We start from the raw sequence: 26,663 nt of genomic DNA on the forward strand, positions 1-26,663 counted from the left end.
CCATCCGCGACCTGGACGCGCCCGGCAGGGGGGATCAAGGGGATGCGCCCGGTCGGACGATGAAGATTCACTAACCTATTTGTCGCTCGCCCGGCAAACGGAACGGGCGTGTCGGCCATCAGGCCGAAGCGACGGCGGCGTCGGCAAGAACGTCGCGCAACATCTGGTCCAGAGTGCGCGTCGGTCGCCAGCCGGTAGTCTCGGAAAGACGCCGGGCGTCGACGCACGCCATTGGGATGTCGAGGGGCCGCAGGCGCGCGGGGTCCACCACGACCGAGGCCTGGCTGCCGGACAATTCCAGCAGGCGGTCCAGAAGGTCTGAAATCACCCGCGGAATCCCGGAGGCGATGTTGAAGACCGAACGTTCGGGCAAGGTCGGCGCCGCGGCGATCAGGCTCATATAGGCGTCGATCGCGTCGTCCACGTGCAGGAAGTCGCGCTTGGCGGACAGGTTGCCGACGTGGATTTCGGCAGCGCCCGCGCGGATCTGCTCGGCGAACGACGGCAGTACGAAGCGGGGATCCTGGCCGGCGCCCCCCTGGTTGGAGGGGCGGGCGACGATCAGTTTGCAGCTGTCCAGAACGTCGGCGAACATCATCTCCGCCGCCAGCTTTGAGCGGGCGTAGGCGGTCAGGGGCTCCGGAACGGTGTCCTCTGAAACCGGGAAGTCGCCGAAGGCGCCGCCATAGACTTCCGAGGAGCTGGCGTAGAGCAGGGTGGCGTCGGGCGTATGGGTCGCCATGGCCCGGGCCAACGCCAGGCTGCCGCCGAAATTGACCGCCCATGTCGTGCCTGCGGTCCTGATCGCCTGTCCGACCGAGGCCCGTGCAGCCAGGTGGATCACCAGGTCGGGGCGAACCTCGGCGACGGCGGCGGCAACCGAGGCACCGTCCTCCAGGTCGATCTGGATCTCCGACAGGCCTTGCTGATTCGGCGCCCCCGAATGCCCGGCGGCGACCAGCCGCGATCCGGCCGGCAGGGCATCGCGCAGCCGTCGGCTGAGCCGACGGCCGACGAAGCCGGTGCTGCCCGTGATCATGACCACGGCGGGAGCCGGATTGACCTCAGAAAACAAGACTTCGGTTCCCTGGAATTCGCGACGCAACGGGGTACGGGACAGGGATCAGGCGGTGGGGGGCGAATGCCGGGCGAGGTCCGCGTCGACCATTTCGCGGATCATCTCTTCCATGGTCGTGCTCGCCTCCCAGCCCAGGATGCGTTTGGCCTTGGCCGGATCGCCCAGCAGGACGTCGACTTCGGCGGGACGGAAGAACTGCGGATCGATCCGGACATAGTCGTCGGCCTTGAGGCCCACGTGCTCGAAGGCGACGTTGATCATTTCGCGCACGGTCACGGTGCGGCCGGTGGCGACGACGTAATCGTCGGGCGTGTCATGCTGCAGCATCATCCACATGCCGCGGACGTAGTCGCGGGCGTGGCCCCAGTCGCGCTTGGCGTCGATATTGCCCATAGCCAGTTCGGTCATCTTGCCGAGCTTGATTTGGGCGACCGCGTCGGTGACCTTGCGGGTCACGAACTCAAGGCCGCGCAGTGGGGACTCGTGGTTGAACAGGATGCCCGAGCAGGCGAACATGCCGAAGCTCTCGCGGTAGTTCACCGTCATCCAGTGGCCCATGAGCTTGGCCACGGCGTAAGGCGAGCGCGGATAGAAGGGAGTGGTCTCGCTCTGTTCCGCTTCCTGGATCAGACCGTACATTTCCGAAGACGAGGCTTGGTAGAAGCGCGCGTCCGGGGCTTCCAGACGAACGGCCTCAAGCATGTTGACCACGCCGACGCCGGTTGCCTGTGCGGTCAGGCTGGGCTGGGCCCAAGAGGTCTTCACGAAGGACTGGGCCGCCAGGTTGTAGACCTCGACGGGCTTGTATTCACGAATGATGCGGCACATGCCGCCCAGGTCCAGCAGATCGCCGTCGACCAGTTCGACCTGATCCGTAATGCCCAGCCAGTCCAGACGGTGGGTGGCGACGCCGAAGTGGCTGGAGCGGCGAACCACGCCGACGACGCGGTAGCCCTTGGAGAGCAGAAGCTGCGCCAGATAGGCGCCGTCCTGGCCCGTGATGCCGGTGATCACCGCGCATTTCGTCGTCATCGGTCAGGATCCTTCGTCTTGTCATCAGGGGTCTGCGACCCCGTTTCGGGTTTTAAAAGGCGGCTCAGGACTGCGCCGTCGCCAGGAATTTGTCATTCGGCGCGGACGGCGCCTTGACCACCACGGTGACGCAGTCGGTCAGTGCGAGGAAGTCGGTTGTCTCACCCGGTTCGATCGTCAGGATGTCCCCCGCCGACCAATCCTTGCCTAGCATACGCACCGATCCGCTGACGATGGCCGTTATCTCGGTGGCTACCCTATGAAAATGCGCAGCTTCGTGGTCGCCAGCCCTATAATGTTTAATGGCGACTTCGCAATCCGTAGATCGCAACACATGCGGGTCGAAATCGCCCACGAACCAACCTTTGGTCATTCCTTCGAGGCGGTCATGACGCATGGCGCTTCCTCTCGTCGATCTGATAGTCGAGGCTGAGCACCTGACGTTGGTCCTTCAGCGGGTGATAGAGCTGCGGGTCGATGGCGGTAACCGCGATCCGCTTGTTCCGGAGCACCATCTCGTTCAGCGAGGGGCTGATGTAGAAGACGCCGTTCAGGTGCGCGTCCTTCAGTATCATCCGCTGGACGCTGTCGATGAAGTCGCGCGCGCGGGCGTACCAGTAGAAGCCTGCGTTGGCCTGCCGGCTGATGGGGCGCTTTTCCGCCGCCTCCAGCACCCAGCCGTCGGCGTCGGTGGTGACGAACGAATAGCGCGGATGCAGGGAATCGAAGGTCAGGATGCCGGCGTCGGCCTGTCGCGTCCGGAAGCCGGCGACCACGGCGTCGTAGTCGACCTCGATATGATCCGTCGCGCTGACAATGATCAGTTCTTCGTCCAGGTTGATATGGCTGATCGCCAGCAGGGCCGTGCAGGCGGCGCCGGCCGTGCGCCGGCGCACCTCGACCACGGCCGCGTCGGAGGCGAGCTGGCGGGCGATATCGTCGACGTGCTGGGCGTCGATGTCGGCCCCGCGGAAGGCGAAGATGAATTTCGACCCTTCCTGAAGTCGCAGGGCATTGACCTGCCGCTCCAGCAGGAGCTTGCCGTCGATCTCCGAGAGCCAGATCGGATAGCCGGCCGGCGCATCCGGAGCCGTCGTGTCACCGCCGCCGGCGGCCAGGATCAGGATGTTCATGCGCCCCGCTCCTCGATCTCGAGAATGCGGGCGTCGATATTGGCCAGGTTGACGTCTTCCACGCCCCTGACCACCAGGACGTGGGCGCCAGAGGCCCGGGCGGCCCGAATGCCGTGGTCATTGTCCTCGACGATCAGCGTTTCTTCCGGCGCCACGCCCAGCCGCTCCATGGCCAGGGTGTAGATATCGGGTTCGGGCTTGGGCCTGGCGACATCCTCATTGGACAGCATCAGCTTCAGATAGGCATCCAGCCCGGACTTGCGCATCATGGTCTCCACGCTGTTGCGCACGGAGTTGGAGGCCACCGCCAGCTTCAGACCGCGCCGCGACAGTGTGGAAAGGGCGTATTCGTGGATAAAGGTGGGTTTGCACAGCGCGTGCACGATCTCCATCGTGTAGTTCTGCTTCAGCTCGTTGACGAAGCTGTGCAGTTCCAGCGGAAACCGTTCCGTGATGGTCAGCAACTCAAGTTTGCGACGAGTCGGAAGGCCATCGAAGGTCGTCAGATGGTCCGCCAGGCTGATCTCGAGGCCGAACAGCCGCAGGGCGCGGTTCAGGGCCTCGTAGTGCCAATCCTTGGCGTCGATCAGGACGCCGTCCATGTCGAAGACGACAGCCTTGATCATGCGAAATGGCTCCGGGCGAGGTCGGGCCGGTCGGTACAGAGCATGAGTTGTCCTTCAGTGTCCGAAAAGCCCTTGAGTAGCGGCCACAGGGTGTCCGGATCGCGGCCATGCAGTTCGGGCGAAACGACGCAGACCCGTTTCCCGGCGGCCAGATGCGTTTCGATCACCGACCGGTCGAACCAGATAGGGCCGAACGAATCCAGCCACACGCCCGCCGCCTGATCGTAAAGGATCGGGGTGGTCTCGATATCGCTGTGCCGGGTCAGGAAGGGCAGGCTGGCCGTCGCATACCGCAGAGTTTCCGGCCCCGACATGTCGAAGGCGAACCAGTCGATGTCGCGACCCGCGAAGGCGCGGGCCAGAGCGTCCGACAGGCCGTCGGACTTGACGTTCACCGCCAGGGGCAGGCCCTTGCCCTCGAACAGGTCCAGCACCTCTGACCAGGGCTGCGCGCCTGTAAGCGCGGGATCGTGCGACACGACCAGATCGCCGACCAGGTCGCGCACATCGGTTTCGGTCCCGAAGGCCTCCGCAACGGTGCGTTCGAAGGCGACGGGCCGGTTCTTTTCGTCAGGCGTGCGCCAGAAGCCCCGATGGCTCAGGATGATCATGCGGTGGCTCGCAAGGGCGCCGAGACATCAAGCGAGAGGAACAGTTCCAGATCGGCGGGCGTGCCGAGGCCGTACATGCCCTCGGCCTCGGCGCCGATGTTGTAGGTCGCGACCTGCTGCCCCTCGGCGATCAGCTCGTTGTAGACTGGCGCCACGTAGAACTCGCCGTTGACGCGACGATCCGCCGCGATCATCTCGTCCGCCGCACGGACGAAATCAGCGCCCGAGCCGAAATTATAGATGCCGACGGTGGCCTCGTTGGAGATGACCTCCTTTTCGACGACGCGGGTGACGCGGCCGGCCTCGTCGAGGCCGACGAACGACCATTTCGGATCGTCGGCGCGCATGGTCATGATCAGTCCGTCGACCCCGTCCTGGGCCGCCAGATAGTTGTCGATGGGGATGTCGACGTACTGATCGCTGTTTGCGATCATGATCGGATCAGCGTCGATCAGGTCCCGGGCCTTGAGGACGGTGCAGGCCGCGCCCTCGGTCACGCCGTCGATCTCGATGATCTCGCAGCCCGGCGCCCAGGCCTGGAGGCGCTCGCGCAGCCCGTAAGCGGCGACGTGTTCGGCCTGGCAGATGAAGATGAACCGGTGCGGTCGCGACGGCGTCAGGTTGTCGATGACGACCTTGATCATCGGCGATTCACCGACCGGGATCAGCGGCTTGGGATCCTGGTAGCCGACAGCGCTGAAGCGGCTGCCGCGTCCCGCCATCGGTATGATGATCGATAGAAGGCTCATCGGTTTCCGTTGCTGAACGTTGAGGCGACCGCCGGATCGGGGTCTAGGCTGGACCGTTCGGTTTGTAAATTGCCGATAGTCGCCCGCTGCGCCGGGACCGCCGGTTGTACACGCCGGCGGCGAACACTGGTCCGCAAGCAAATCGCCAGACACCGCTTGCCAACCCCGGGCAAGCGGTAAACATAGGATGCGCCGCAGCCCGAGAGTTCCGTGTCCAAACCGCCTGTCGTCGCCATCGTCTGTCGAGGTCCGTTGAGGACTCCGATGGAACATCTTGCCCGCCGGATCGATAATCTTCGTGGTGAATTCACCGCCGCCGGGGTCGAGACGCGGGTCTTTCTTGCGACCTGGAACCAGCCATTCAACGGCGTTGACGAGATCGTTTTTGGCGACCGGTTCGACGACGTCATGATGATTCAGCCTCCCACTGAGGAGGAGGTGGTGGAGATGATCGGCCTGACGACCCTGGCCGACGACCGCTTCGGGGTGCGCAACACCTTCTACCAGTATTTCCTGGCGCGGCTGGCGCTGAACGCCGTCAATCTGACCGGGGACTACGACTTCATCGTCCACACCCGGTCCGACCTGAACATCGCCCTCGGCCCGTTCTTGCCGGAATGGCTCGCGCGCCCTGATCTCTATACGACCATCCATTGTCGCGAGGACGGCCAGGCCTTCATCAACGACCAGTTTTCCGTGGCGGGGCCGAAGGTCATGCTCGATGCCTGGACCTACCGGTCGTTGGAGGATCTGCGGGAGCTGTTCTCCACCGCGGTCATTCCCGAGGACATCCTCCAGTCCATGCTGACCCGATCGGGGATCACGGCGCGCCAGATCCAGATCACCCAGTGGGAACTGGATCCCGTGCGCGGGTCGCCCTACGAGCCGGCGCCGGCGCCGGCCCCGCCCGAACCTGAACTCGTCCCCGTGGAATCGGTCGCCGCCTTCGAGCCGGTCGCCGCGCCGGAAAGCCAACCAGAGAATGCGCCGGTGACGGCGATCGATGCGGTCTGAGCCGCGGCTCCCGCCTATTTGTTCACGAGCGACAGAAGAGTCTTCCTGGCCCGTTTCCAACCAGCGGGCCTGGGCTGAGGCGTCTGCGGCGTCGCGTCGGGACGGCGCGGGCGTTCTGGCGCAGCGATCACTGGAGGGGCGTCGACTTCCAGGCCAGTGCGGGCGCGGAAGCCTTCGACGCCGCCGGTCTGGGCGAACTCGGCCGAGTTGACGAAGACGGCGATGACCACCTCAGGTCCATGCCGACGCAGGGTCTGGAGATGGTGGAAGACCTCGTCGGAGCTGGGCGAGCGGTTGTTGAACACCTTGTAGAGGGCCTCGATGAGGGGCCGCTCGTCATGGGTGACTTCCACCGCCCGGGCCCGGCGATAGCGGTCGAGATAGGCGTTGATTTCCAGGTCCACCGCCACGCCCGTCGCGACGGCTTCGGGGCCGAGCGACTTGTAGATCGCGAAGACCTCGCGGAAGAAATCGCGCCGGGTCTCGATCCGTCCATCGACCCGGACCTCGTCCAGCCAGACCCCCGCGCCGGTATGGCCCAACGCCAGGAGGGTCGACAGATAGGGGGGCATGACGAATCCGTCGAGCATGTCGACGCCTTCCAGCCGGGCGCGCTCGGGCCGTTCCAGCTTGTCGAGCGCCTGATCCGCCAGCTCGCACATCACCGAACGAGTGGGATGGTTCACCGTGTGCAGAGGCTGTTCCGTGGTCAGCCGCCCCGCGATGATCTCGGAGACGCGCAGGTCAGTCGCGGCGGCGTGCTCGCGACGCATCAGCTCTAGCGTGGTCTGGGACAGTTCGGCATGAACCAGTCCGGCGGGCAGAAAATCGGACGTGCTGGTGTCGTCCACGAATTGGTCCGCCTCCTTGCCGCGCAGGAAATAGTCCAGGGCGTGGGCGTCGTGATAGGCCAGCCGGCCGTTGTGCCAGGCTGTCATCGCGAAACACTGCGGCAGCTGACCCCGGTGATAGACGACGGGGAAGGTCAGGATCTTGGCGTCTGAACGGGCATTGGCCCTGATCCATTGGGTCGAAAGAATCTCGGTGCCGCGGTAGTTCTCACCAACGGGCTGGGCCAGGATGACGTCCGCGGTAGCGACGTCGCGGCGATAGTCCTCGACCTCGGCATCCAGGTCGATGCTGAACACCTGACGCGTCACCACCTCGACCGAAGGACCGCAGGCTTCGGCCAGCAGGTCGCCGAGCGTGGGCGCCTGACAGTTGCCGTGCACGTAGATTTTCAAGCTCTTCATCCGAAACGCGGAGACCGCATCCGTTCGACCTTTCGATCCTGCAGCGGGCGCCTGTCAAGACGGCCCGCGGGCGAACCGGGGCGCCGCGCTCAGAACGGCAGCTGGTCGCGGGATGCGAGGCTGTCGATCAGGGCGGCCTTCAGCGCCGGGCCGGAAAGGGTGGATCGCGAACCGTTCAGAACGCCCGAAATCCGGTCGGCCATGGCGGCGTGGTCCGAGGGACCCACGCATAGATCAGGGTTCAGATTGATCTCGGGACAGGAGGAGACGTTGGACGAGATCACCGGCACCCCGTGGTTCTGGGCCTCCAGGATGGGCAAGCCCAAGCCCTCGTAGAAGGAGGGAAACACCAAGGCGTCGGCCTCGGCGTAGAGACGCGCCAGACAGTCGTCGGACGCCTGGCGGAACCAGCGCACCCGGTGCCCTGAGGCCGCCAGGGCGTCGAAGAAGCGGGCGACCTGTTTCAACGGCACGCGCTCGCGGCCGACGACATCGATGTCAAAGCCTTCGCCCGTCTGCGCGGCCCGCTCCAGACTGGCGCGGGCGCCGCTGAAATTCTTGCGGATATCCAGAACATTCACCAGCAACAGGCGTTTGCGTTCGCCCGCGCGGCCGATGTCGACCTTCACCCGGGCGCCGGGGTCGGGAATGAAGGGAATGACGGAGCGCACCTTGTCGCCCTCCGCCCCTTCCAGCCGATAGAAGGCGACGAAGTCGCGAGCACTGCTCTGACTGACGCAGAGAATTCGGGTGGCGTTGCGAATATAGGCCCGATAGCCGAGGTCGTGATCATGGGCGAAGGCGTAGATGTCCATCACCGCCCCCAGGTTCAGGGCGCCGCAGGCGACGAGATTGGGCACCATGTCGTGAACGATGCCGATGGTGAAGGCGACATCGGGCATGCCCTGGCGGCACAGCCAGGGATCGGTCAGGACCGAGATCTCGAAATCCTCGATCCGGACGGCGTTCCGGGTCCAGCGGAAGACCCTGGGGGCGCGCGGCGCGGCGAACCGGTCCGGGAGGGGCAGGCCGGAAGCGGACGTCCAGTCCGGGGCGTCGTCCCGGCGATCGCCGACCATGGCCAGGGTCTGGTCCAGCGACAGGGCGGGGCCGCGCAGGATTCGCCCGTCTTCGGGCGTGCCGAGGGTGACGGAATAGCCGGCCCGCTGCAGCTGACGCCAATAGTGGAAGGTGACCCGGCGCACACCGACATGTTCGGTCAGGAAGTCGCGGTCGACGATCAGGATGGCGGTCTTCGACATCGTCATCGACCCTCCACGAGGGCGCACTTCACCAGGCCGACGCCCAGAAGCCGGTCGTCGATCCCACCGGGTTGGGCGGCGTGAGAGATCAGCCGCTTGGAGCGGAAGGTCAGGCGGATTTCACGGCTGTCGAGCCGGCGCGGCAAGGCGACGCGGACCTCGCGGCGCGAGCGCAGCGGCGACAGGGTCCAGCGGCCCAGCTCCTTGTCGCCGAAATGGATGCTGACCACCTGCTCGGGCAGGGCGGGCCCGGCCACAGTCTGGATCGTCGACACGAATTTGAGACGCCGCCGGGGCGGTTCGGCCAGGTGGAAGATCAGTTCAGCGGAACGGTCCGCCGCCCAGACGCCCCAGCTCTCCTGCGGCCGCCAGCCGCGTCCCATGACCAGCTTGCCGGCGCCGTCCGAGGCGAAGACGATTTCCTTGCCCGGGCGATAGGCGAAATCGTCGTGTCGGCGGCTGACCCGCACCGACGTCAGGGTCACGGGGGACAGCGGCGTCAGCGGCCCGACGGGCGGCCGCACCAGCCAGACATGGAAAAGATGGCTCTCGGTGGCGTCGAGGTGGGGCAGGCGGACCTGAAGCGTCCGGTCGTCGACGACCTCGAACGGGCGATCCATCGCATTGACCCGAATCCCAAGAAGTCCCGCCAGATCACCTGCCGTGGCGAAGCTAATGCGCAGGGAGACATCGTCGTCCAGCACCGGCAGGCGGAAGCTGAACACCGGCGCCTCAGCCCCTGACCACCTGAGGCCCGGGCCGGTCGGCCGCCAATCCCGGGGCAGGATCAGGCCTTGGGCGACGAAGGCCGAGGGGGATTTCGCTCCGGTGAGGTCGAGTTCGGCCTCCATCTCGATGGGCGCGTTTCCCGCCACCCTGCGCGGCGCCTCGGCCAGGGCCAGGCCCATGGGGCCGATGGGCGTCTCGCCGCCCCAGTCGGGGGCCTCGGTCTGAGCATAGGCGTCTTCCAGCCAGGGCAGGCGTTCGAAACCCTCGATGAAGCCCTTGCGCGGCGGCTCGCTGGTCAGCAGCAACGAACGGCAGGGACGGGCGACGATCCCGGCCCTGTCCAGGCGTCGTGACAGATCGACGTCCTCCGCCTGGCCCCAGAGCAGCAGTTCGCTCCAACGGATCGCGGCCAGCAGGCGGGTCTTGGCGATGATCACGCCGCCGTTCACATAGGCGAACGGGTGATAGTCGCCGAACTCCATCCAGCCAGGCGTGGTCCAGTTCAGATCGTCGGACAGCATGACCCAATCGGGCAGGCCGAACCCTTCGGTGGTCACCTGATGCGGCACGACGACGCCGAAATCGCCGCCGAAATCGGCCATGCGCAGCAGGAAGTCGTCCGGGACCGAATAGCGGTCGTGGGCGATCAGGACGTTCTCGCGGGTCGCCTTTGCGACCAGGGCGTTCTTCTTGTGAGTGATCCAGCCGACGCTGGCGAAGCGGTCGGACTGGGGCACATGCACGATGCGTTTGGCCAACGGCCCCAGGTCGGACAGGATCGAATCCGGGCCGCAGATCAGGATCTCGCTCGATGCCCCCCCGTGATGATCCGCCCTCAGTACACTGCGAATGAAGGTCTTCACCGCTTCGGGGCGGCGCCCGTCGGTAATGATCGCGAAGGAGAAGTCGGCCGCCGACGCCGGGCGGGGCGCGCCGTGACCCAGCCGCAGGCTGATCACGAACTGCAGGTCGGACAGCGTCTGGTCGATGAGTTCGTAGGCGCCGCCGGTCCAGCGTTCGATGAAATTGGCGAACTGGAACACGCTGAGGAAGGCGGACTGCCGGGCCCGCACGACCAGAACGCCGCCAGGCCGCAGCGCGCGCAACGCCTCGTCGAGGACCAGAGGCCATTGCTTGATCTGACCCAGATCCCGCTCGACCAGATAGGCGATATCGAAGGCCTGATGCGAGCCAGGCGGCAGGCGAAAGTCCTGGTGCGGATCGAACAGGGCGCTGCCGTCGACCATGTCCGCGCGCGGCGGCAGCGAACCGGCCCACAGGACGTCACCCGAAAGGCCGGCCAGAATCTCAGGAACGATAGGCTGCAAGTCGGCCGTCTCCGAAGCCGTCTCGACGGCGACCCTGTCCTGAGGAACCGGGACTGAATGGTCAAGTGCGGCTGTGCGGCGCGCGGCTCGCGAAGCCGGTCGGGGAAGAGCGTGCCCCCACTTCACCGCATTGACCTGCGCGGACGGCATCGTCTAGCAACGGGGCGCCGGATGATGCCGATCCGGCAGGCCGAACGGGTGGATTATTGTGGCTGAGAGCATGAAACGGCGGTTCGCCCGCGTCACCCGTCCGCTCCGCGAAGATTTTTCCATGAAGGGGTTCGCTCGCATGACGCGGCCCTGGCGGATGAAGCGCCAGGAGCGGAGGGCCGCCGCCGCCCTGAGCGCCAGCCGACCGGCGACTCCCATCCCTTCCCATATCGACCATGCCCGACTGACCTCGCTGGAGGGGCGGGTCGAGCGGCTGCAGGCCGGCTGGAACCAGCACCTTCCTGGTCTTCTGAACAGCGTCACCCTGGCGGTGAGCGAGGCGCGGAGCGCCGACCGCGTACATGCGCGCATTGACGCTCTGCGTGAGGATATGGACCGGCTGACCGCGAGGCTCGACCTGGGCCTGCTCGACCTCAAGGCCCGCATGGACCAGTTCACGCCGTCCGGTCCTGACGAGGGTGGAGCGCGGATCCTGTCGATGGGCGCAGTCGCCGAGGCCCTGGCCGGGGAGTTGACCTTGCAGTTCGTCGCAGGGGACGCGCCGAAGCCCGGCACGATCGTCGTCGCTCGCGCAGCGGCGCCGGGCGTCGATGTGGTGTCTCCTGACGCGGATCTGTCCTTTGGGCAGGGGCGGGTCAAGGAGATCGTCGTCGAGGCGGGCTATCCCCTCGGCGCTGACGAGGCCGCGACGCGGGCCCTGATGGCGCAATGGTTCAACCTTCTCGACGCCGGTGGTCGGCTTACGCTTCACCGTTTCGATGTGCTGGACATGGTCGGCGCCTTGTCGAACGGGAGTCTGACCTTGGACGACGCGCGCGCTCGACTGTCGGCGGCGCCCCTGCAGGCCTCGCCCGCCGGCCTGTCCGCAGAGTCCCTGAAGACCGCCGCCGCCGCCGCCGGATTGCGCGAGGTGCGGATCACCCGCGGCAAGGCCAGCCTTGGCTTCACGGTCCAGGGCCGGCGGCCCGCGGCGAAGTCCTGAGCGGATGGGCGCGGCGGATCGACCCCTTCAGGTCGTCGTCGTCTGCCCGTGGTTTTTCCGGGGTGACGCCGTCGGCGCGGCGGCGCGCGAGACCTACGCCCAGCTCGCGGCCCGGCCGGATATGCGAGTCACGGGCCTGTGGACCGCGAACGACTACGACGAGGTGAAGGGCCGCAAGGTCGAGACCCTGGCCGACCTTCTGCTGGACCCCGACTTTCTGCGCGCCGATGTGATCGTCTACGTCTTCGCCGTCTACCATCCGTTCTTCGATGCGGTCCTGCTGGGCAACGGCCATGCGAAACAAGTCGTTCGTTTTCACAACGTCACCCCCAAACGGCTGATGCCCGAGAAGCACTGGCCGGTGATCGAGAAGTCGTTCGTCCAGATCCAGGCCTTCTCCGGCGCCGATGCCCTCTGGGCCGACAGTCGCGAGAACGCCGAGGAACTGGCGCGCAACGGCCAGGGCGGGGCCCGGGTCTCGGTGGTCCCCCTCGGGGTCGAATTCCCGGCTCGCGCGCGTCTGGCTGACAAGCCGCGCGCCCGGATCGAACTGCTCTATGTCGGCCGGTTCTTCCAGTCCAAGGGCGTACACGAGTTGATCCAGGCGGCGGACCGGCTGCGGCGAATTTCGACGACGCCCTTCGTGCTGCGGCTGGTCGGCAATCTGCGCTTTTCCGACCCGGACTATGTCGAAGGGCTTCACGCGCTGCTGCGTGAGCTGGATTTGGGCGACAGCATCGATTTCGTCGGCGCCGTATCTGACGCCGAAATGGCCGCCGCCTACCGCCGCGCCCATGTGCTGGTCACCGGTTCGCGCCACGAGGGCTTTTGCGTCCCGGTGATCGAGGGGCTGGCCGCCGGCTGCGTGCCCGTCAGCTATGCGATCAGCAACCTCCGCTATATCGCAGACGGGCTCGGCGTCCTGGCTCTGGACGATACGCCCGAGGCTCTGGCGGAGGCGTTGAAAGGCGTGATCGACGCCCTGGGCGCGGACGGGGCGCGGCGGCTGTGGCTGGATCGCGGGTCGATGTCTGTCGAGGCATTCGACCTCGCCGGATCGGCCTATGTCGAGGGTTTCACCCGCGAGCGCTTCGGCGAGCGGATCGCCGGGCGGGTCCGCGATCTGGCCAACCCGCCCCCGTCGCCCGGGACAGACGCCTGGTACGGCGGCCTCCCCCTCGAGTGACGCGGGGTCAGGCGGCGGCTTCGGGCTCTGGCAGCGCCGCCGGCGGTTCGCTCTCCAGGGGCGAGAAGCTGACGCGGCAGCCGGTGATCTCGAGATCGCCGTCGAACACCGACCGGTCCAGCCAGACCCGCAGTTCCACGACAGCCGGTTCGGTCCAGACCTTGGAAAGCGTCAGGGCGTAGACGCCGGACGTGGTGAGCAGGTGGGTCGCGACGTCCACGTCGTGCTGGGTGCCCCATTCGAATCGAAGCTCGACCTTGGCGCGATCGATCCTCAAGGCGAAGTCCACATCCACGGTCCAGCGCCCGGGGCTGAGTTCAAGATAGGGGCCGTAACGCAGAAGACGGCGGCGGCCGGTCAGGTCCGTCATCCTCCGGCCCGGACCACTGGCCTCGGTGCTCAGGACGATGTCTGTCGGCCAGTTGACCGAGACGCCCGGCGTCGGGGGCAAGGTGCGATAGAAGGCCAGAGGTCCCTCGGCGCCGCGCACCGTCGGCGGCGGGCCCTCGCGGGTGATCGTCCCCAGACCCGGAAAATCCAGGCTCTGCAGGCGGCCGTCGGCGACGGGCCAGCCGGCTGCGGCCATTTCTGCTGCCCGGGCGTATTGCACCGCGACGACCCGGGTGGCGGCATCTCGGTCCAGGGCGTGCACCGTCTCGAACGCCTCGGCAGCCCGGTCCGGGTCATCAGCGATGATCAGCCGCTGCAACGGCGCGCAGACTTCGCCCAGACGGGCCTCGAACACATGGATCAGCGTGTCGTGCGCGTCATCCGGAGGGGTTTGGTCGGGGCCGAGTTCGACGATGCGCCAGCCGGCGGCGGCGGCGGCGGCGTTGGCCGCGTCGCGCCAGGCCGTCCCTTGGGCGGCGGGCAGGTGAACCAGGCAGAGGCGATGCGCGCTCATGCGGCGCGCAGCCAGGTGTAGATATCGACGGCCTCCTCGATGTCGTCGAACATCTTGGCCTTTCCGCTCTCGATGATCAGCGCCCGCGAGCAGTGCTGGGCGATCAGATTGGTGTCGTGAGACGCCATCATGAAGGCTCGGCCGGCGCGGTGCTGGAACAGTTCACGCTGGCATTTTTCCTGAAAACGGGCGTCACCCACCGCGACCAGTTCGTCGATCAGATAGCAGTCGAACTCGATCGCCAGCGACAGGCCGAAGGCCAGCCGCGCCCTCATCCCCGACGAATAGTGTTTGACCGGCAATTTGAGCGAGGCGCCCAGCTCGGCGAAGTCTTCGACCCGGTCGTAGATTTCGCGGAAGTTGCGATTATAGAGCCGAGCCAGGAATCGCATGTTGTCGATGCCGGTCAGGCTGCCCTGAAACCCGCCGCCCAGACCGATCGGCCAGGACGCCGTCATCGTCCAGTTGATCCGGCCGCTGCTTGGGGCGAGCACCCCGCCGAGAATTTTGATCAGCGTGGACTTTCCCTGGCCGTTTCGACCGAGGATCGCCAACCGGCCGTCGCGCGGAAGATCGAAGCTGAGATCGCGGAACACAGCGCTGTGACCCGTCGGATAGGTCTTGCTGACCTCCTGAACGCGAAGGCCGATATTGGCGGGGACCAGGTCCTTCACGTCTGCTGGTGCTCCTTGATCCCGGCCCAGATCAGCCAGCCCACGCCGTACAGCATCAGGCTGGTGAACAGTACGGTCAGGAAGCTCATCAGACGGCGCGGCTGGGTCGATTTGTCGGCCAGATCCGGATTCACGACCCGGTCGAGATACAGTCTCTGGCGACTGGCGTCCTGCTGGGCCGACAGCACGGCGGCCGTGGCCTGGGCCAGTTCGCGGTCGGCGAATTCGCGGGCCAGCACCAGGTTTTCATAATCGGCGATCTTGGGCGCAAGCGACCCGGAGTCGCCCACGATTTTGGCGCGCTCCGCGGCGATCTGGCTTTCATAGGCGGCGATGCGGCCGTCGATGCCCGGCAGTTGCGGGCTCTGCGGCGCCTGGTTGGCGATCTGGGCCCGCTCGGCGCGCAGGCCCGCGACGGTTTCCAGCAGGCCGCCGATGAGCGAGCCGCTCTCGGTCGCGCTGCGCGCCGGGTCGATGAATTTCTCACGGTTGCGGAAGTTGGTGATGTCGATCTGCGCCTTGGTCAGCTTGGCCCGGGCCTGTTCGACGGCCGACTGGGCGTTGGTGACGGCGTCGGTCGAGGCCCGCTCATTCATCCGGTTGATCAGCTGTTCGCCGCCCTCCAGGAGGCCTTCGGCCATGGCCCGGGCGTCCTGCGGACTGAAAGCCTCGGTGCGCAAGGTGCTTATGCCGGTGGTGGAATCATATCCGACGACGATCCGCTTCTGATAAGCGTGGAAGGTGTCCTCTTCGTTCGGCGTTTGCCAAGGCGACGGATAGCGCGAGAAAATGTCGGCGTTTCGGCCCTTCAGGATGGCCTTGACGTTGATGCGGCGGGACAGATCGCGCAGGCCGTCGCGGCTGTTGACGTATTCGTGCACGGCGAATGCGTCTGAAGACCCCGTCGACAGGCCGACGCCCTGGAGCGCGACGCCCAGGCTGGAGGGCTGGGTCTGCTGCGGCATCCGCACGATAAACCGCGCCTCGGACACATAGCGATCGGAGGCGAGCAGGAAGAAGTAGAAGGCCGCGACCACGCTGGGGACGATCACGACGATCACGAAGGCGAGCGGCACCTTGCGCCAAAACGGCTTTGCCGGGCGCTGATAGGTGAGGGCCTCGGGAACGGGGCCGATGTAGTTCAGCTTCGGATCGCTCATACCGTATATCTGTCTGATGCGCCGCCAGGCGGGCGTTGGGCTGGGCTATTCCACATCGAGACGGTCTCGCGAGATAGCGATCAGGATGAAGCCGATGAAGTTCAGCGCGCAGCCGAACATGAAGGCGTAGTAGGTGTGATAGGTCGTCGGCACGAACTCGCCGAACACCCCGGCGCGAAGCATTTCGATCGGGTGGGGGAAGGGCATGTAGAGATAGATCGACGCAATGTGGGCGGGCACCCAGGCGATCATGAAGAAGGCCCCTGACAGGGGGACCAGAACATACATGAGAAGGGTGATCAGCCGTTCCATCACCTCGAACCGCATCGCCGCCCCGGCCAGGACCAGACCGGTCCCCATGCCGATCCACGCGAGCAGCATCCAACCAGAATACAACAGGATGTAGTCGTGCGGCAGGGATACCTGACCCAGACAGAACAGCACAGTATAGACGACGAGGAATGCGATGGTCGCACCGCCCAGTTCGAGCAGGTTACGGGCCAGGATGATGTGCACGGGTGTGATCAGCCGGTGGTGTAATAGACCCATGTTGGCCGGCATCGCGGTAACCGTGTAGGTCACTTGGTGGCGCAGCAGCAGCACGCACATATAGCCGGTCATGGTGAAGGCCGAGACGCGGATGCCGTGCTCGTATTCCGGCTTGGTCGCCGTCCACAGGATGATGACGCCGAAGCAGAAGGACAGCGGCTCGAGAACGAGCCAGGCGAAGCCGAGTCCCTCACGGCCGAAGCGCGTGCTGGTTTCCCGCATCATCAGCGCGCCGATGATGCGCAAATGCTTGGAAATCGTCTTCAGTCCCATACGCTTAAGCTCGGCCCTTCCCGTATCAGCCAGACCACGGTCCCCATGCCGCGGCGCCGATGATCCCGGGTCAGGGAACGCCGGCGACCGGAGTTGGACCGTTCCCGTGAAACTGCCCGCGTCAGGTGCTTATGTTAGTGATAATTCTCAAAAAACCGGGGTCGCGGGCCTTCATCCCGGGGCTTGGGTAGGGATTAGCAGTATTCCAAAATAGCATCCAGCATTTCCTAGCGCCGCAGTTAACCTCCCCAAACCCGGTCATCAGAGGGCGTTTTCTGGAGCGCGCGCATCGGACATCAGGCCTTATCCGACCCCCAGCCTTTTGAGCGTTGACGCCGCGCGCCAGGTGACGCCCTCCTTGATCGAAGCGAGTTCCGCCTGGCGATCCGCGAGTCGCTGGCCGAGGTCGTGACGCTCGGCGATGGCGCTGTCCCGTTCGGCGACGACGGCGTCGCGATCGGTCCCGGCCTGCTCGAGAGCCGCTTGCAGCCCGGCTTCGCGCGCCGCCGATTCCGCGAGTCGCCCAAGGGCGGCGGCGCGGCCTTCTTCCGCATCGGTCAGGGTCCGTGACAACGCCTCCAGTTCTTCCGACCGGGTCTCGGCGAGGCGCGCCAGCCGCATGTTCTCCTGAACCGCTCCGTCCATGCGAATCTGGAGGTCATCGCGCGCGGCCGCGATCTCGTCCCGGGCCTGTTGCAGAAGACCCAGTTCCTCTAACGCCGCCGCCAGATCCCCGGCGAGGCTCTCGGCCTGTTCCCTTGAGCGGGCGTCGTCCGCATGCGCGGCGGAGAGTTCGGCGTTGGTCTTCGCCGTCGCCGTCGTGGCGTGCTCCAGATCGTCCTGGGCCGCCCGGTGGGCGACTTCCAGATAGGCCAGGGCCCGTCGCGCCTCTGCGGCTTCCGCCGTGGCGGCCTCGCGGGCGATCCGTTCATAGTCGAGGGTCAGCCGCAAGCCCTCGAGCTCGGCCAGCAGTTCGGCGGCGCGTGCCGCCGATCGGGCCGCGTCCACCTCCAGATCGCCCTCGCGGGCGCGCGTCGCGTCGAACGCGAACATGATCCGACTCCGGTCGCGTTCCAGCGCCGCATTGGCGTTGACCTGGATCTTGAGGGCCTTGAGCGTCGCGTCGGCCTCGTCCCGGACCGCAGCGGTTCCGGCCTCGGCGACCGACAAGGCTTCGGTCAGTTCCGCCTCGCGGGCCACGGCGGCCAGCCGAAGCCCCTTTTCGTATTCGGCATCGGCCAAGGCGTTGTGGACGGCGGCGCGCGCGTGCGAGGCTTCCCTCGCGTTGTCCTCCTGATAAGCCTCCAGCATGGATCGGGTCTCGGCCAGTTCGGCGGTCAGGCTCTCGGCCCTGCCGTTCGTTTCGACCCATTGCTCGGTCAACGCGGTGTGGGCTTGCCGAAGCTCCATGGTCGCCGCTTCGGTGGCTTCGAACCCGACTTTCAACTGGTCAAGTTCGGCCGTCCGCGCCGCCAGGGCGGCCGCCTGGGCCGTGGCCTGGAGTTCAAGGGCGATCCTGAGATCGGTGAGTTCGGCCGCCTGCTCGGCGATTCGGACCTCATAGGTCTCCTGCAAGGCCGCGCCCGCAGCCTCCGAGGCCTCCAGCGCGACCTTCAGGCGTTGGGTCTCGGCGCCCGTGTAGGCCAGTATCGCGTCTCGCTCCTCCGCGACAATGGCGCGGCTGAGGGCCGTGCGTCGGTCTTCGGCCTCGGCGAACAAAGCTTCCTGGTCGATCAGGGCCTGGCGCGCATCGTTCAGATCTGACTGCAAGGCGTCGTTCTCGTCCTGCAGCGGCGAGGCCTCATCCTCGTACGTGACCGTCGTGGCGGAATAGCTGAGCGCACCTTGGGGGGCGCGCTGTCCCAGTCTTCGCGGCGCCGCATCGGCGGCCTCGAAATAGGCCTGGGTATAGGTCGCGTGGGCTCGATGCTCGGCCCAGGCCGAAGCCACCATCTCCTCGCCCAGCGCCTGTTCGGCCGAAGTGGCGCCAAGGGCCGCATAAGCGCTGTCGACCAGAAGGCGGACGGTCAGTTTGGTCGTTTCCGGGTTCTGGATCGGTCGCCAGGGTGCATCGACATGAGTAGTCGCATCGCCCAGGTCGAGTGCCTGTCCGGTCGTTTCGCGAATCCGCGCCTCGGTCTTGAGGCGATAGGCGTCGTCGCTCGCGAGCCGCGTCACATCGATGACGATGTCGGCTGATCGCGTCGCATGCAAGGTCATATACACGTGCCAGGCGACGAAGATGGCGAAGGCGTCATCGTAGCGACTTTCGATCGCCATCGGGAAATCGGTCTCGATGTCCGCCGGCGTGAAGGTCTTGAGCAGGTCCATGAACGCATCGTCGCGGGACCGCGCGATGATCAGGAACAGATATTCGAGGAAGTAGAGGTTGCCGGTCCGGTGCTGGCCCGAGAAAGAGTTCCATTGATGGAACAGGTTGCGATGGATCAGGATATGGGTCCCGCCAAACCGACGCTTCAAGGCGTCGGCCCGCCCCAGGGTGCGGGTGCAGGTGAGGACGGGAATACGGCCCGCATCCTGGGCGTTGGCGATCAGACCCGCGACATACTTCACCTCGCCGGAGGGGAGGTCGCCGCCGAGGCCGCCGTCGGGAAAGAAGGCGGCCGCAAGGGCGGGCTCGCCGGTGAAGCCGCGAATCCCGCCCGCCGGGTCCATCAGCGGAATGAATTCCAGAAAATAGGGCGCGCCGGACGGGTGGCGCGAACGCCATTGATCGCTCTGCACGGTGCGGGCGGCGTCCATGCGCAACCCGCCGAGCGCCTCATGGAAGATTTCGTAATAGGCGCGGAATGCCGGGCGCTCGCGAAAATGTTTCCACAACCAGGTGCTGGACGTCCGGAAGCCGGAATGAAGGAAGACTGGTGCGGGGCCGGCTGCGGCGGGAGGCGCGACCGTGATCGCCTTCTTCCCGGGAAGGGTTTCAGCGGTGGCGGTCACCGTGGCTTTGACCGGCGTTTTGGCCGGCCGGGGTCGAACGGCCTTGGTCATGGAATGCCTTCTCCGGCTGGACTCACCTGCCGCGACCGGTCCTCGAGCGTCGACATGGAGTCGAGTTTATCGAGCGCCGTCGATCCCGCGCAAGGCGGGACGTCGTTGTCGGCCGGTATTACAGATTTGCGACAAAGATCGAGGCGTTGCGGCGGGCCTATTGGCCGACGGTGCGGCGAAGCTCTTCGTATTCCTCGTCGCTGATCTCGCGATCCACCCAGGCGTCGGTGCAGTATTGTTTGAGATAGTGCTTGATCGGATTTTCCCCCCAGTCGAGGAACGTGTGGTACTTACCGCCACCTTCATAGTAGCTGAACGCGCCCATCAGATTGAATTCCGAAACCTGATTTGGAATTATAAGCTTAGCTTCCAGTTCTTCATACGTATAACCGTTGGCTTCTACGAACCACGCTTCAAGGTCTTTGTACAATTCCTTGGGGTAGATAAGCGGAAACAGGGCCATGAATTCGTAATCGACCTGACGATTCATCAGTCGGGAGGTGATGAATTGCCAAGGATTCAAGTGTTTCTGCCTGTAGAACCAATCATAGTCTTTGTAGTACATGGCTGGCTTGTCGTCGAAAAAGTAGTCTTGAGGCTTAAAGGCCTCGAAGAAAACGCAGTCACTATCAACATGGCAGATGTAATCTGTGTCGATGTAGTCCGTTGCTCTCAGCTTCGTGATCTGCTGGCCGATATAGTCGTTCTCGTAGGCAGGGCAGATTTTCAAACGCCCGACAGGCGAGGCGTTTACGATGGGGCGGATGAACTCGACCGCCTTTTCCTGGCAGACGATCACCACGTCGTCGAAGCCGGAGCAGAACCGGGCGATTGAGGCGAGGCAGAAGCCCAGTCGGGCGGCATCCTTCTCATAGGTGCGAATAAGGATGCCGTGAGTGCCGAAACGCTTCATGGGTACAGAGGCCTTGCTTGCGGAGACGATTACAATACCCTCTCCGTCCTATCGGACAAACCCCTACCACCCAGCGACGGCGCCATGAAAATCTTCGTTTACGCGAATTGCCAGGGGCAGGCCTTCAAGACTTTCCTGCCCCAGCTGAAGGACGGCCTGGCGATTCGTCACGTCGAAAACTGGCTGGCCCTGTCGGGCGAAATTCCTGTGGATTCCTTTCTGTCGGATCTGCGGGAGGCCGACGTTCTGATCTACCAGCCGATCGGTGAGCAGCACGGCTTCCTGTCCACGTCCGACAAGGTTGACAGTCTGATCGGCGCCGTTCGTCCGGACTGCCAGCTGATCTCGTTTCCCTACATCTACAACGACGGGCTGTGGCCGATGCTGGAGGAGGGCGGCAAGGTGCTCAACGGTTCGGTGGTCGACCCGCTTCTGGAGGCCGGCGCCGGAGAGGAAGAGATTTTCGCAGCCTATGACGAGGATCGGCTTGATTTCCGGTTTGCCGAGCGTCTTGAGAACACCGTGCGCATACTCGCCGACCGTGAAGCCGAGACCGATGTCCGGGTCGCCGATTTTATCTCGAACCAATTCCGGCGGCAGGAACTCTTCCTGACCCAGAACCACCCGACCACGCCGACGATCGTGGAGATGATCAACCAGGTCGCGCCCCGGCTCTGGGATGCGCCCCGGGTTCTCGACGCCGCCGAATTCGATCCGAACATCGTCGGCCTGCCGGGACGAATCCCTGTCGATCGCTATGCGCATCGGGAGTTGGGCCTGACCTATCAGGCTGAGCCCGACGAGGGCGCAGAACACTATTTCCGCAACCTGCTGCGGATGCACATGGCCAACTGGGCGGCCGACCGGGCGGCGGTGGACGCGGCGGCCTGATATCAGGCGAACAGGTCTGGGCGGCGAATCTGCAGCGCCTGGACCAGGATCAGGGTCTTGGCGTCAGGCAGGGCGCCCGAGGCGGCGGCGACGGCCAGATCGGCGAGGCTGATCTCGCGCACGGTGATGTTCTCGTGTTCCTCCGCCGCGCCCCCGCCGACGCCGAAGCGATCCGTGGCCTCATAGGGCGCGAGATAGAGATGCAGCCGCTCGGTGGAAATCGAAGGTATGGTCCAGGCATGGACCACAAGTTCGAGCGTGGTCAGCCGGACCCCGCCCTCCTCCATCGCCTCCTGCAGGATGCGATCGGCGGGATCGCTGCCGTCCAGCCGGCCGGCGATGGTCTCGATGATGTCGCCGCCGCCGGCCAGCAGCACCGGGACGCGGGGCTGGGAGATAACCAGGGCGACCTTGCGCACCGGGTCGTAAGGCAAGACGGCGACGCCCGGGCCGTGATCCTCGATATGGCGCTCCACCACGGCGCCGTCGGGCATACGGACCTCGGTGCGCCGCACCTTGACCCAGCCGCCCAGAATCTCGACGTCGCGAACGACTTCCGCCTTCACCGCAGGGGTCTTCATTCGGGGCTCAGCCCCAACGATCCACGTCGACCTCTGACTGCATGATGCGCAGCTCGGACCAGCGTTCGGCGAAGGCGGCGTAGGCGTCGGTCTTGCTGGTCTCGCTCAGGGTCTCGGTCGCCGCATAGACGGCCTGGGCCATGTCGTTCCAGGAGAAGGTCGCGGCCCGCTCAAGTCCCTTGCGCCGAAGCGCCACGCGGTTCGCCTCGACCTGCACCGAACCAAGAGCGGCGACCATCTCGGGCGCCGAGGAGCCTTCGATGGTGATGCAGGCGTCGCCGGCCACCTCTCCGAGAGATCCGCGTTTGGTGGTGATGACCGGGCAGCCGCAGGCCATGGCTTCCAGCACGGGCAGGCCGAAGCCTTCGTAAAGCGACGGATAGACCAGGGCGAGAGCGCCGGTATAGGCCGCGGCCAGCTCCGCATTGGTGGCGACGATCCGCTTGATCTTCATCCCGGGCGGCAGAAGGGCCAGACTGGCCGGATTGATTTCCGGTTCGCCGCCGATGCACAGGATGTCGAAATCGGTGCGCTTGATCGCGGCGACGGCGTCGAAGAACAGCCGGGTGTTCTTGTAGCCGAGATGCTGCTCGCGCGATCCGACCATCACAACATAGGGCCGGTCGAAGCCGACGGCGTCGCGCAGGGCCTGAACGGCCGCTTCCGTCGCCGGTTTGAACACCGCCGTGTCATAGCCGAGCAAGGCCACTTCGGCGGCGTTCGCCGTATGGGGATAGAGCCGGATCAAGTCCGTGCGCGTGCTCTCGGAGATCGAGATCGTCGACCGGGCGTAGGAGATGGCGACGGCCTTTTCCTGCCAGTGACGGTGCGACAGGTCGAAGTCGAACAGCTCCGGAATCATGTCGTAGACCATCAGGAACATCGGAGTGGTCAGCGGTGTCGTGTAGTAGGTCGAGGTGAAGACATCGACCTTGTAGAAGTCGCACACCTTCTGGATCAGGATGCTGTCATCGGCCGTGTAGTGGTCCTTGTAGGCCGGGAAAGGAATCCGCTTCAGGCCCGGGATATCCGGGATTCCGCCCCGATCCAGGATCAGGACCTCCAGCCGGGTGTCGGCGATCAGCAGGGGCAGGATCGATTGCCAGACCCGGGCGATGCCGGAGCTGGCCAGTTGGAAGAAGACGCCGTCGATCAGGAGCTTCATGCTGCGGCTCCGGTCTGGCCGGCGCCGTGCGCGCGCAGCGCCGCCTGCAGGATGTCATAACGCCTGTGGCTGTCGGCGACCTCGGCCGAAACCGGTCCGACCTTCGCCAGGAAGTCGGCGTCGCTCAGAGTCAGAAGGGGCGACACGATCTGGCGATAGAGGGTGCGCGAAATTGCATTGGCCTCGACCACGCCGCGCGTATCGGCCCGGGTCGAGAGGCCTTGGGGGTTCACGTAGTAGGCCACATGCGGCTCGTTGAGCTTGTAGAAGGTCTTGCCCTTGATCAGGCAGCGCAGCCAGAAATCGAAGTCCGCCGCCGACTTGTAGCTCTCATTGAAGACCCCGACCTCGGCGTGCAGGGTCTTGCGCCACATCGGTCCGTTATGCGGGCTGTTGAACTCCATCAGATTGTAGTGGCTGATGACCGGCAGTTTGGCGCGCAGCCCATGTGCCTCGATCTCTTCGAAGCTGATGTTGGGCTCGAAGGAATAGAGGACGTCCTGATAGGTCACGTCGACGAAGGGCAGGGAATCCAGCACCGAGGCCTGAAGTTCCAGCGAGTCCGCCCGGCGGCAGTCGTCCAGGTTGGCGTTGGTCAGAAAGCGGCCTTTGGCCAGGGCGCAGCCGATGTTCCAGGCCTCGTAGATGCCGATCCGGCTTTCGAACCGGCGATAGACGATATTGGGGAAGCGCTCGGCGTAGCGTTCGATCACTTCGCCCTCGTTCTCGGGCGAGTTGGCGTCGATGATGATTAGTTCGCAGTGATCCTTGAAGATCGTCTGGCTCGTGATGTTCTCGAGGAAGGGCTCGATATAGTCGCCGCCGCGATACAGGCTGGTGATGATGCTCACGACCGGACCCTTGGTCCGCTTCATACGGAAGAGATTGGCCGGAACTGCACCCTCGCGGGGCTCCAGCCGGGGTCGGGTGTCCCAGACCTCAGCATCAACCACTCCTTCGGAGCCGAACAGATAGGCCTGGCTGGGGTCGTTCTCGGTATTGGGGGTCTCGACGGCCAGGCGGCGTTTCATCGAGTCCTGGAAGAAGCTGGCGGTCAGGGACTCGACAGACAGGCCGGAGCGCTCCATCCGATCCCGGAAATGGTCGACCTCGAACGCCGAGGCGCCGCGCCCCAGGATGATCTCATAGGCCATCTGGACCAAGACGCCGGACGAAACGTCGGACGGCGCCGCGCCACGCCGGACATTCTGGGCCTCCGCGCTTTCCGCAATGGCGATCACGACGTTGGAAAGCCGGCCCGTGCTCTGGAACATGTCGTACCAGACGGCGATCTCCTGCGGCGCTGGCGGCCGCTTGAGAATGTCCTGGTAGAGGATGCGGATAACGTATTCGACCTGTTCCCGGGGCTCCAGGATCGCCGCTTCGGGTTCGACGGCGGGCACAGGGGCGGGGGTCACATCGGCGACGACCGCCGAGAGATCGGCGCCGCGTCGGAAATGTTCGAACCGCCCCAAGGCTTCGTCGAGGGCCGGCGGCTCGCGGCCGGCTGCGCGGTAGACCTGGGCGATGGTGGCCAGCACGTCGTCCGTACGGATGCTGTAGGCCTCGTGGGACCGCATGATCACCGGTGATTCGGCCTCGTCGACACCTTCCGGCTCGATCACCTCCGGCGGCGTCGCCGCCTCGACCGCCTCCTCCCGGACCGCCCGCGCCTCTTCGCTTTCCACGATCGAGGCGATCAGATGGGGCAGGGGCGTGCCGCGTTCGAGTTCGGTCTTGTAGTGACCCAGCTCGGTTTCGGACGCGTCTCTTTCGAGGACGGCGCCGTACAGCAGGGCGAAGAAGGCCGCGGCGTCGAGATCCGCGAACGTCGTCGGGTCCAGGAGGATTGGACGCTCCCACGGCGGAATCGGCGGGTTGCCGCGCAGGTTCCGCTCGCGGACCGCCTGAGCCTCCTCGCTACCTGCGATTGAGGCGATGATCGCGGCCGCAGGCCAGCCGCTATCGAGGGTCCGCAGGTAGAGGTCCAGGAGATCCTCGCCGACCTCGCGCTCCAACACCGCCTCATAGAGGGCCTGGAAGACCAGGCGGTCGCTCACACCGGCGCCGAGACGCTGCGGGTCGGGATCGGCGGCAGTCTCGGCAAGTGTCATCGGTTCCGCGTTCTTTCGGTTCTTCATGTCCGCCCTGCGGGGCGCCGGTCACTGCGACGAATGGCTGCGGGGACGCGCGCCCATCTCGTCCCGGTTCAGCCCTTGGGGTAGGTCTTGGTGAACCAGTCGATCGTCGTGCGGATCCCGTCCAGCAGTTCGATCTTCGGTTCCCAACCCTGGGCGCGCAAGCGGCTTGAGTCCATCACCTTGCGCGGCGTGCCGTCTGGCTTGCTGCTGTCGAAGACGATGCCGCCCTCATAGCCGACCGCCTCGGCGATGGTTTCGGCCAGGCCACGGATAGTGACTTCCTTCTCGCTGCCGCAGTTGATGTGCTCGAAGTCGAAATAGTTGTCGTGGCAGTGGACCGCGCCCGCGGCCATGTCGTCCACGTGCAGGAACTCGCGCAGCGGCGTGCCTGTGCCCCAGACCTCGACGTCGGGCAGGTCCTGCTCCTTGGCCGCCAGGATCTTACGGATCAGAGCCGGCATGACGTGGCTGCTCTTGAGGTCGAAATTATCGCCTGGGCCGTAAAGATTGCACGGCATCACCGACACATACTGGCGACCGTACTGCTTCATATAGGCTTGGCAGAGCTTGATGCCGGCGATCTTGGCGATCGCATACCACTCGTTTGTCGGCTCCAGCGGCCCCGTCAGCAGGCTGCTTTCCTTGATCGGCTGCTCGGCGAATTTCGGATAGATGCACGACGATCCGAGGAAGACGAAGCGGTTCACTCCGGCCAGGTGGGCGGCGTTGATCGTGTTCGTCTGTATGCAGAGGTTGTCGTAGAGAAAATCCGCCGGAAGGGTGTCGTTAGCCAGGATTCCACCGACCTTGGCCGCGGCGAAGATGACCGACGACGGCTGATGCTGCTGCATCCAGGTCTCGACGGCTTTCTGGTTGCGCAGGTCCAGATCCTTGCGGTCGACGGTCAGGACACGACGGCCCTGCGCCTCGAGATTACGCACGATCGCGCTGCCGACCATCCCGCGATGCCCGGCCACCCAGATGGCTTCCTGCATGACATAATTCCCTTGGCGTCGAGGTCAGCTACCATAGCGGTTAGGCTTATCCAAGCCGCATAAGCCAGTGAAACCGAAGCTGAACTCCGCAGAATGTCGGACCCTTTTCTCTTCCGCAATTAAGGCAACGCTTGTCGTGGGGCGATGATGTTGCGGTAGCGAACTGTCGCCTTGTGGTGGGGTCCGGGGGTCGGCTAATCTGACCATGACCTCTGGATCGCCGTGGCGGCGTCCGGGCATGATGGGACGCTTCG

At 65.2% G+C, this 26,663-nt stretch carries 24 protein-coding genes; 4 read left to right on the forward strand and 20 right to left on the reverse strand.

What is annotated here, in order from left to right; genetic code table 11:
• Positions 1-118: 118 nt before the first annotated feature.
• From IFJ75_RS18570 to IFJ75_RS18600, 7 genes are all read right to left on the reverse strand, one after another.
• On the reverse strand, positions 119-1,075 hold the full coding sequence (locus IFJ75_RS18570; RefSeq protein WP_207870221.1) for an NAD-dependent epimerase/dehydratase family protein: 957 nt from the start codon (positions 1,073-1,075) through the stop codon (positions 119-121).
• Positions 1,076-1,123: 48 nt separating this feature from the next.
• Positions 1,124-2,110: a GDP-mannose 4,6-dehydratase gene (gmd, locus tag IFJ75_RS18575; RefSeq protein WP_207870223.1), complete on the reverse strand. Its 987-nt coding sequence runs from the start codon at positions 2,108-2,110 to the stop codon at positions 1,124-1,126.
• 64 nt (positions 2,111-2,174) lie between these two features.
• The gene (locus IFJ75_RS18580; protein WP_207870225.1) at positions 2,175-2,507 is read right to left on the reverse strand and encodes a hypothetical protein; all 333 of its coding nucleotides are present in this window, start codon (positions 2,505-2,507) and stop codon (positions 2,175-2,177) included.
• Complete coding sequence (locus IFJ75_RS18585; protein ID WP_207870227.1) at positions 2,497-3,243, reverse strand: glycosyltransferase family 2 protein; 747 nt, start codon at positions 3,241-3,243, stop codon at positions 2,497-2,499. The genes IFJ75_RS18580 and IFJ75_RS18585 overlap by 11 nt, the downstream gene beginning before the upstream one ends.
• A complete protein-coding gene (locus IFJ75_RS18590; protein WP_207870229.1) occupies positions 3,240-3,869 on the reverse strand; it encodes an HAD family hydrolase in 630 nt (209 codons plus the stop codon). Before IFJ75_RS18590 ends, IFJ75_RS18585 begins: the two co-directional genes overlap by 4 nt.
• Positions 3,866-4,480, reverse strand: a complete 615-nt coding sequence (locus IFJ75_RS18595; RefSeq protein ID WP_207870231.1) for a PI-PLC domain-containing protein — start codon at positions 4,478-4,480, stop codon at positions 3,866-3,868. Before IFJ75_RS18595 ends, IFJ75_RS18590 begins: the two co-directional genes overlap by 4 nt.
• Positions 4,477-5,202 (reverse strand): glycosyltransferase family 2 protein, encoded by a 726-nt coding sequence (locus IFJ75_RS18600; protein ID WP_207870233.1) that lies wholly within the window; start codon positions 5,200-5,202, stop codon positions 4,477-4,479. The genes IFJ75_RS18595 and IFJ75_RS18600 overlap by 4 nt, the downstream gene beginning before the upstream one ends.
• A gap of 291 nt (positions 5,203-5,493) precedes the next feature.
• Between IFJ75_RS18600 and IFJ75_RS18605 the strand changes: the two genes are divergently transcribed.
• Positions 5,494-6,243, forward strand: coding sequence for a hypothetical protein (locus tag IFJ75_RS18605; RefSeq protein ID WP_207870235.1), 750 nt, complete (start codon positions 5,494-5,496; stop codon positions 6,241-6,243).
• Positions 6,244-6,257: 14 nt separating this feature from the next.
• Here the strand turns inward: IFJ75_RS18605 and IFJ75_RS18610 are convergent, their stop codons facing one another.
• The 3 genes from IFJ75_RS18610 to IFJ75_RS18620 form a co-directional block, all read right to left on the reverse strand.
• Positions 6,258-7,487 (reverse strand): WcbI family polysaccharide biosynthesis putative acetyltransferase, encoded by a 1,230-nt coding sequence (locus IFJ75_RS18610; RefSeq protein ID WP_207870237.1) that lies wholly within the window; start codon positions 7,485-7,487, stop codon positions 6,258-6,260.
• A 98-nt stretch (positions 7,488-7,585) separates the two neighbouring features.
• On the reverse strand, positions 7,586-8,764 hold the full coding sequence (locus tag IFJ75_RS18615; RefSeq protein WP_207870239.1) for a glycosyltransferase: 1,179 nt from the start codon (positions 8,762-8,764) through the stop codon (positions 7,586-7,588).
• On the reverse strand, positions 8,761-10,815 hold the full coding sequence (locus IFJ75_RS18620; RefSeq protein ID WP_207870241.1) for a hypothetical protein: 2,055 nt from the start codon (positions 10,813-10,815) through the stop codon (positions 8,761-8,763). The genes IFJ75_RS18615 and IFJ75_RS18620 overlap by 4 nt, the downstream gene beginning before the upstream one ends.
• Positions 10,816-11,086: 271 nt before the next feature.
• On the opposite strand from IFJ75_RS18620, the gene IFJ75_RS18625 reads away from it, so the two are divergent.
• A complete protein-coding gene (locus IFJ75_RS18625) occupies positions 11,087-11,968 on the forward strand; it encodes a hypothetical protein (RefSeq protein ID WP_207870243.1) in 882 nt (293 codons plus the stop codon).
• A 4-nt stretch (positions 11,969-11,972) separates the two neighbouring features.
• A complete protein-coding gene (locus IFJ75_RS18630) occupies positions 11,973-13,154 on the forward strand; it encodes a glycosyltransferase family 4 protein (RefSeq protein ID WP_207870244.1) in 1,182 nt (393 codons plus the stop codon).
• Positions 13,155-13,161: 7 nt separating this feature from the next.
• Here the strand turns inward: IFJ75_RS18630 and IFJ75_RS18635 are convergent, their stop codons facing one another.
• The 6 genes from IFJ75_RS18635 to IFJ75_RS18660 all read right to left on the reverse strand — a co-directional run bounded on the left by IFJ75_RS18635 (position 13,162) and on the right by IFJ75_RS18660 (position 20,636).
• The gene (locus IFJ75_RS18635) at positions 13,162-14,058 is read right to left on the reverse strand and encodes a hypothetical protein (protein WP_207870246.1); all 897 of its coding nucleotides are present in this window, start codon (positions 14,056-14,058) and stop codon (positions 13,162-13,164) included.
• Entirely contained in the window at positions 14,055-14,732 is a 678-nt protein-coding gene (locus IFJ75_RS18640) for an ABC transporter ATP-binding protein (RefSeq protein ID WP_225896905.1), read from the reverse strand. The genes IFJ75_RS18635 and IFJ75_RS18640 overlap by 4 nt, the downstream gene beginning before the upstream one ends.
• Positions 14,729-15,892, reverse strand: a complete 1,164-nt coding sequence (locus tag IFJ75_RS18645; protein ID WP_207870247.1) for a chain-length determining protein — start codon at positions 15,890-15,892, stop codon at positions 14,729-14,731. The genes IFJ75_RS18640 and IFJ75_RS18645 overlap by 4 nt, the downstream gene beginning before the upstream one ends.
• A gap of 45 nt (positions 15,893-15,937) precedes the next feature.
• Complete coding sequence (locus IFJ75_RS18650; protein WP_207870249.1) at positions 15,938-16,714, reverse strand: ABC transporter permease; 777 nt, start codon at positions 16,712-16,714, stop codon at positions 15,938-15,940.
• 303 nt (positions 16,715-17,017) lie between these two features.
• A complete protein-coding gene (locus tag IFJ75_RS18655; RefSeq protein ID WP_207870251.1) occupies positions 17,018-19,723 on the reverse strand; it encodes a coiled-coil domain-containing protein in 2,706 nt (901 codons plus the stop codon).
• A 157-nt stretch (positions 19,724-19,880) separates the two neighbouring features.
• Positions 19,881-20,636, reverse strand: a complete 756-nt coding sequence (locus IFJ75_RS18660; RefSeq protein ID WP_207870253.1) for a DUF6492 family protein — start codon at positions 20,634-20,636, stop codon at positions 19,881-19,883.
• Between IFJ75_RS18660 and IFJ75_RS18665 the strand changes: the two genes are divergently transcribed.
• Complete coding sequence (locus IFJ75_RS18665) at positions 20,616-21,527, forward strand: WcbI family polysaccharide biosynthesis putative acetyltransferase (protein ID WP_207870255.1); 912 nt, start codon at positions 20,616-20,618, stop codon at positions 21,525-21,527. The two genes, IFJ75_RS18660 and IFJ75_RS18665, sit on opposite strands and share 21 nt — an antisense overlap.
• A gap of 2 nt (positions 21,528-21,529) precedes the next feature.
• Here IFJ75_RS18665 and IFJ75_RS18670 read toward each other — a convergent pair whose 3' ends face one another.
• The 4 genes from IFJ75_RS18670 to IFJ75_RS18685 all read right to left on the reverse strand — a co-directional run bounded on the left by IFJ75_RS18670 (position 21,530) and on the right by IFJ75_RS18685 (position 26,409).
• Entirely contained in the window at positions 21,530-22,108 is a 579-nt protein-coding gene (locus IFJ75_RS18670; RefSeq protein WP_207870256.1) for an NUDIX hydrolase, read from the reverse strand.
• Between the two features lie 7 nt (positions 22,109-22,115).
• Positions 22,116-23,273: a glycosyltransferase family 4 protein gene (locus IFJ75_RS18675; protein ID WP_207870258.1), complete on the reverse strand. Its 1,158-nt coding sequence runs from the start codon at positions 23,271-23,273 to the stop codon at positions 22,116-22,118.
• Entirely contained in the window at positions 23,270-25,387 is a 2,118-nt protein-coding gene (locus tag IFJ75_RS18680; RefSeq protein ID WP_207870260.1) for a glycosyltransferase, read from the reverse strand. The genes IFJ75_RS18675 and IFJ75_RS18680 overlap by 4 nt, the downstream gene beginning before the upstream one ends.
• 95 nt (positions 25,388-25,482) lie before the next feature.
• A complete protein-coding gene (locus IFJ75_RS18685) occupies positions 25,483-26,409 on the reverse strand; it encodes a GDP-L-fucose synthase family protein (protein ID WP_207870262.1) in 927 nt (308 codons plus the stop codon).
• Positions 26,410-26,663: the final 254 nt, after the last annotated feature.

The sequence above is a fragment of the Brevundimonas goettingensis genome (assembly GCF_017487405.1).
Classification (GTDB): Bacteria; Pseudomonadota; Alphaproteobacteria; order Caulobacterales; family Caulobacteraceae; genus Brevundimonas; species Brevundimonas goettingensis.

Bases quoted from the DNA above. Each gene is read 5' to 3' on its own strand.
- gmd (WP_207870223.1), bottom strand. From the start codon at position 2,110: ATGACGACGAAATGCGCGGTGATCACCGGCATCACGGGCCAGGACGGC.
- IFJ75_RS18580 (WP_207870225.1), bottom strand. From the start codon at position 2,507: ATGCGTCATGACCGCCTCGAAGGAATGACCAAAGGTTGGTTCGTGGGC.
- IFJ75_RS18585 (WP_207870227.1), bottom strand. From the start codon at position 3,243: ATGAACATCCTGATCCTGGCCGCCGGCGGCGGTGACACGACGGCTCCG.
- IFJ75_RS18590 (WP_207870229.1), bottom strand. From the start codon at position 3,869: ATGATCAAGGCTGTCGTCTTCGACATGGACGGCGTCCTGATCGACGCC.
- IFJ75_RS18595 (WP_207870231.1), bottom strand. From the start codon at position 4,480: ATGATCATCCTGAGCCATCGGGGCTTCTGGCGCACGCCTGACGAAAAG.
- IFJ75_RS18600 (WP_207870233.1), bottom strand. From the start codon at position 5,202: ATGGCGGGACGCGGCAGCCGCTTCAGCGCTGTCGGCTACCAGGATCCC.
- IFJ75_RS18605 (WP_207870235.1), top strand. From the start codon at position 5,494: ATGGAACATCTTGCCCGCCGGATCGATAATCTTCGTGGTGAATTCACC.
- IFJ75_RS18615 (WP_207870239.1), bottom strand. From the start codon at position 8,764: ATGACGATGTCGAAGACCGCCATCCTGATCGTCGACCGCGACTTCCTG.
- IFJ75_RS18625 (WP_207870243.1), top strand. From the start codon at position 11,087: ATGAAGGGGTTCGCTCGCATGACGCGGCCCTGGCGGATGAAGCGCCAG.
- IFJ75_RS18630 (WP_207870244.1), top strand. From the start codon at position 11,973: ATGGGCGCGGCGGATCGACCCCTTCAGGTCGTCGTCGTCTGCCCGTGG.
- IFJ75_RS18635 (WP_207870246.1), bottom strand. From the start codon at position 14,058: ATGAGCGCGCATCGCCTCTGCCTGGTTCACCTGCCCGCCGCCCAAGGG.
- IFJ75_RS18645 (WP_207870247.1), bottom strand. From the start codon at position 15,892: ATGAGCGATCCGAAGCTGAACTACATCGGCCCCGTTCCCGAGGCCCTC.
- IFJ75_RS18650 (WP_207870249.1), bottom strand. From the start codon at position 16,714: ATGGGACTGAAGACGATTTCCAAGCATTTGCGCATCATCGGCGCGCTG.
- IFJ75_RS18655 (WP_207870251.1), bottom strand. From the start codon at position 19,723: ATGACCAAGGCCGTTCGACCCCGGCCGGCCAAAACGCCGGTCAAAGCC.
- IFJ75_RS18660 (WP_207870253.1), bottom strand. From the start codon at position 20,636: ATGAAGCGTTTCGGCACTCACGGCATCCTTATTCGCACCTATGAGAAG.
- IFJ75_RS18670 (WP_207870256.1), bottom strand. From the start codon at position 22,108: ATGAAGACCCCTGCGGTGAAGGCGGAAGTCGTTCGCGACGTCGAGATT.
- IFJ75_RS18675 (WP_207870258.1), bottom strand. From the start codon at position 23,273: ATGAAGCTCCTGATCGACGGCGTCTTCTTCCAACTGGCCAGCTCCGGC.
- IFJ75_RS18680 (WP_207870260.1), bottom strand. From the start codon at position 25,387: ATGACACTTGCCGAGACTGCCGCCGATCCCGACCCGCAGCGTCTCGGC.
- IFJ75_RS18685 (WP_207870262.1), bottom strand. From the start codon at position 26,409: ATGCAGGAAGCCATCTGGGTGGCCGGGCATCGCGGGATGGTCGGCAGC.